The sequence below is a fragment of the Nocardiopsis halophila DSM 44494 genome, from assembly GCF_000341245.1.
GTDB classification, from domain to species: Bacteria; Actinomycetota; Actinomycetes; order Streptosporangiales; family Streptosporangiaceae; genus Nocardiopsis_A; species Nocardiopsis_A halophila.
Window position 1 is genome coordinate 1 of sequence record NZ_ANAD01000275.1, and the last position, 4584, is coordinate 4584.

Consider the following 4584-nt stretch of genomic DNA (forward strand, 5'->3'; position numbering starts at 1 on the left):
GCGACCCGGCGGCCGACAAGCAGGGCCGGGGAAGCGCCCGGCTCCGTCGTCGCTGCTCCTCTACCCTGACCGGCGCGGACCCGGCGGCCGGGAAGCGGCCACGAGTGGGGTACCTGCTGGTCCGTGGTCGCCGCCCTCCCCTTGACCGGCGCGGACCCGCCACCCGGCAAGCAGCCGCGAGCGGGGGACCGGCCGCCCTGTCGCCGCCTTCCGCGCGGCTCTGCACTGGTCCCGGGCGGTCCTGCCGACGAGGTATTGACGTTAGTGACTAATGCGTTAGTATCTAACCATGAGCAGTCGGGCGAACCGGGACCGAGGGGTGCGCACGCGGGGAGCCCTGCGGGCGGCGGCCTATCGGATGTTCCTGGAACAGGGGTACGACAAGACCACCGTCGCGCAGATCGCCGCCGAGGCGGGCGTCTCGCACATGACGTTCTTCCGGCACTTCCCGACCAAGGAGGACGTCGTCCTGCGGGACGAGTACGATCCGATGCTGGAGCGGCTCGTCCGGGAGCGCCCCGCCGGTGAACCCCCCGTCGTCCGGATCAGGAACGCCCTCATGAGCGCCCTGCCCGACGTGTACGAACGGGAAAGGGAACAGCTGCTCCTCCGCACCCGGCTGATCCTGGACACGCCCGCGCTCCGGCACCGGATGGGCGACAGCATTCGGAGCTCGCAGGAGGCCTTCGAGCGGGGCCTGGCCCCCGGCGCCGAACCCCCGCCGCTGCCCGTCCGGGCCCTTGCCGCGGCCTGCACCGCCGCCCTCGCCGCCGCCGTGACCGCGTGGGCGGAGTCCGACGGCGCCGCCGACCTGCCCGCCCTCGTCGACGAGGCCCTCGGGGCCCTGGCCGGTGCGTCCACCGGGGAAGGGAGCGCGCCATGGGCGACGACGCCGTCCGGGTCGACGGGCTGACCGTGCGCTACCGCGGCGCTTCGGCGGACGCCGTATCCGGCATGGACTTCGCGGTCTCGGCCGGGGAGGTGTTCGGGTTCCTCGGCCCCTCCGGCGCGGGCAAGTCCACCGTCCAGAACGTCCTGACCGGCCTGCTGCGCCGCTACCGGGGGAGCGTGCGCGTCCTCGGCCGCCCGCTGCCGGACTGGGGGCGCGACTACCACGAGCGGATCGGCGTGGGCTTCGAGCTGCCCGCCGCGTTCGGCCGGATGACGGCCCGCGAGAACCTGGACGTGTTCGCCTCCTTCTACGGCGGTCCCACCGCCGACCCCGGGCGGCTCCTCGCCCGGCTCGGCCTGGCCGACGCCGCGGACCGGCGGGTCGGCACCGTCTCCAAGGGCATGCGGATGCGGCTGAACCTGGCCCGTGCCCTGGTCAACCGCCCCTCGCTCCTCTTCCTGGACGAGCCCACCTCCGGGCAGGACCCCGTCCGCGCCGGGGCCATGCGCGAGGTGATCCGCTCCGAGGCCGAGCGCGGCGCCGCCGTCTTCCTGACCACCCACGACATGCGCACCGCCGACGAGCTGTGCGACCGGGTCGCCTTCGTCGCCGGCGGCCGGATCGTCGCGGTGGACACCCCGCAGGGGTTCAAGCGCCGGCACGGAAGGCCCGGGCTGGTCGCCGAGTACGACGGCGAGGACGGCCGCCCCCGCCGCAGGGTGTTCTCCGCCTCGGGCGCGGACGCCGGGGAACTGGCGGCCCTGGTGCGGTCCGGTCGGCTGACCGCCCTGCACAGCCGCGAAGCCGCCCTGGACGAGGTCTTCGCCGAGGTCACCGAGGTCCGGCTGTGACCGCCCGGGCCGTGCCCGCGGCGCCGGGGAGCGGCGGAGGGCCCACCGGGCGCCGCCTCCGCGCCGCGGTGCGGGCGGAGGCCGCGGTCGCGTGGCGGTACGGCGTCGTCGGCCTGGCGGCGGCGCTCGCGGTCCTGTGGTCCCTCACCCTTGCGGCGCTGCCCGCCCCAGGGGCGCAGCGCCTGCTCCCGCTGCTGCTCTTCGTGGACACGGCCGGGTTCGGCGCCCTGATCGCGGTGGGACTGGCGCTGTTCGAACGCGTCGAGCGGGTCGACGCCGCGCGGGGCACGACGCCCCTGCGGCCCTGGGAACCGGTCGTCGCGCGCGTCTCGGTCCTGACCGTGCTGGCCGCGGCGATCGCCGTCCCCCTCGCCCTGGCCTCGGGGGTACCGCTCGGCCCCGGCGCGGTCGCGGCGACCACGGGGGGCGTCGCACTGACGTCGGTGCTCCTGGTCGCCGCCTGCCTGGCCCTGGGCGGCGGGGCGGCCACGCTCCCCGGCGCGTTCCTGCGCCTGGTCCCCGGGGTCGCGCTGTTGATCACGGTGCCGGTCCTGCACCTGACCGGCGCCGTGCACACTCCGCTGACCTTCCTGGTCCCCACCACGGCGGGCGCAGAGCTGATCCGGCTGGGCACGTCCGTCGGCGTGTCCGGCGCGCAGCCGGCCATGCCGGTGCCGCCGGTCCCGGCCGTGGTCGCGGCGGCGGCGTGGAGAGCGGCGGGGGCGGTCGCGGCCTGTGCGTGGGCCGCGCGGGCCACGGCGCCTTCGGCCGATACGTCCGGGCACCCATCGGCGCCCCCTCGTGGCTCCGGTGCGGGAGCCGGCCCGGCCCCCGGTACGAGGCGTGCCGCTGCCTCCGGCTCCGCCTCCGCGGCGGCGGGCACGGGGGCGCGGCCGCGCGGACGCCGGCCCCTGCTCATGTTCCTGCGCTTCGACCTGCTGCCGGGGCGGCGCGACGCGCTGATCCTGGTCGGCCTGGCCGCCCCGGTCCTGCTGTCGCTGGTCCTGCGCGTCGGCTACCCGCCGATGGCCGCCCTGGTGCAGAGCGCCTACGGGTTCGACCCCGCCTCCGCGGCGCCCCCGGTGTTCGCCGCGCTGATCCTGCTGCACGTCCCCGTCATCACGGGCTCGGTGGTCGCCCTACGGTTCATGGAGGAGGCCGACGACGGCGCCCTGCTGATCCTGCGGGCCTCCCCGCTGCCGCTGCGCGGGTACATCGCGTACCGGTCGGGGCTGGCGGGACTGCTGGCGCTGATCGGCCTGGCGGCCGCGGTGCCCCTCTCCGGGCTCGCTCCACCCGCATCGGCGGGGCTCGCGGCCGCGGTCCTCCTCGCGGCCGCGGCCGGGCCGCTCATGGTGCTGGCCATCACGGCGACGGCCTCGAACACGGTGGAGGCGCTGGTGGCGGTGAAGGCCCTGGCCGCGGTGTCGGTGCTGCTGCCCGTCCTGGCCTGGACCCTGCCGGATCCGGCGGTGTGGATGCTCCTGGCGGCCCCACCCGCCTGGGCGCTGACCGTGCTGCCCGGATTCCCCGGCACCGGCCTTCCGCCCGCCCTCGTCCTGGCGTGCGGGGTGCTGTGGACCCTCGTCCTGTGCGTCGTCGCCGCCCGCCGGACCGAGGCGCGGCTGGAGTCGTGAACGGGCGCCGCACATGTCCCCCGGTGGCCGGGTGTACCTGCAGGAAAACGGCGGTTCCGGAGGACCGGTTCCACCGCACCGCTTGCACGGCGGTTACATGCCCTGCTCCCTGCGCGGCTGCCGACAGACCGCCCAAGGGGTCCTACAGGCCCATCTGTCCGCGTTCCCCGCCGGTCTGCTCCTGAAACGGCCTGCCCTCCGCTCCCAGGGGCGCCCCGTGAACGGAAAACCGTTTGAACCAAGTGGTGTGCGTGGGGCGTCATAGGAAACATGGAGACCCTCACTTTGAGCATGCGGGTGACCCGGACCGCGCGTGCCGGCGCCGACCGCGTCTCCGTGCTGTTCTGGGTCCTCGTCACCCTCCTCGCCCTCGCATCGACCCTGGCCGGCTGATCCGGACCGCGTGGCGGACCGGGTCGGGACCGGACTCCCCGAAGGGCCGGCCCCGGGCTCTTCCCCGACCCCCGCACGACCGTCGACACCGACGACCCCGCCAGGACCGCACCGACCGCCGCCCATGTGCGCGCGTACGACCGGGAGTCTTCACCGCCCCGGAAATTTGGAGGATCATGACCTCTCACGCTGTGGGACAGGGCACATAGCCTTGTCTCAGGAACGGGACATCGGGACTCCCAGAGGAGGGGCATGGGGGCAACCGGCGCACCGGGCACCGGCCCGGACGACCCCGAGGCCCTGGCCGTGCTGCTGGACGGCCAGGGCTACTTGGCCGACGACGGCGCCGCCACCGCGTGCTTCCTCGCCCTGCGCATGCAGCGGCCGCTCTTCTTAGAGGGGGACGCGGGCGTCGGCAAGACCGAACTGGCCCGCGCCCTCTCCGGCGTCCTCGGCGCCCCGCTGATCCGCCTGCAGTGCCACGAGGGCATCGACGCCTCCCAGGCCCTCTACGACTGGGACCACCCCCGCCAGCTGCTCCACCTGCGCGCCGTCCAGGCCTCCGGCCAGGCCCCGGCCGCCGCCGAGGAGCTGGAGGCCGGCATGTACGACCGCCGCTACCTGCAGGCCCGCCCCCTGCTGCGGGCCCTGGAGGAGAGCGCCCCCGGCCGCCCCGCCGTGCTGCTCATCGACGAGATCGACCGCGCCGACGACGAGTTCGAGGCGTTCCTGCTGGAGTTCCTCTCCGAGTTCGCCATCTCCGTGCCCGAGCTGGGCACCGTCCGCGCCGCCGCACCGCCCGCCGTCGTGC

General features: G+C 75.5%; 5 protein-coding genes. All 5 read left to right on the forward strand.

Going from position 1 to position 4584, the window contains the following annotated elements:
* Nucleotides 1-289 precede the first annotated feature (289 nt).
* Nucleotides 290-913, forward strand: a complete 624-nt coding sequence (locus D450_RS0128875) for a TetR/AcrR family transcriptional regulator (protein WP_275041826.1) — start codon at nucleotides 290-292, stop codon at nucleotides 911-913.
* Nucleotides 880-1743, forward strand: a complete 864-nt coding sequence (locus tag D450_RS0128880) for an ABC transporter ATP-binding protein (protein ID WP_017542108.1) — start codon at nucleotides 880-882, stop codon at nucleotides 1741-1743. The genes D450_RS0128875 and D450_RS0128880 overlap by 34 nt, the downstream gene beginning before the upstream one ends.
* Nucleotides 1740-3380 (forward strand): hypothetical protein, encoded by a 1641-nt coding sequence (locus D450_RS0128885; protein ID WP_017542109.1) that lies wholly within the window; start codon nucleotides 1740-1742, stop codon nucleotides 3378-3380. Before D450_RS0128880 ends, D450_RS0128885 begins: the two co-directional genes overlap by 4 nt.
* 270 nt (nucleotides 3381-3650) lie before the next feature.
* Entirely contained in the window at nucleotides 3651-3773 is a 123-nt protein-coding gene (locus D450_RS35350; RefSeq protein ID WP_017542110.1) for a hypothetical protein, read from the forward strand.
* Nucleotides 3774-4025: 252 nt separating this feature from the next.
* Nucleotides 4026-4584: AAA family ATPase (locus tag D450_RS0128895; RefSeq protein WP_017542111.1), on the forward strand; the 559-nt coding region annotated here is incomplete at its 3' end.

Coding starts and splice junctions, on each gene's coding strand:
- D450_RS35350 (WP_017542110.1), top strand. CDS start 3,651: ATGGAGACCCTCACTTTGAGCATGCGGGTGACCCGGACCGCGCGTGCC.
- D450_RS0128880 (WP_017542108.1), top strand. CDS start 880: ATGGGCGACGACGCCGTCCGGGTCGACGGGCTGACCGTGCGCTACCGC.
- D450_RS0128875 (WP_275041826.1), top strand. CDS start 290: ATGAGCAGTCGGGCGAACCGGGACCGAGGGGTGCGCACGCGGGGAGCC.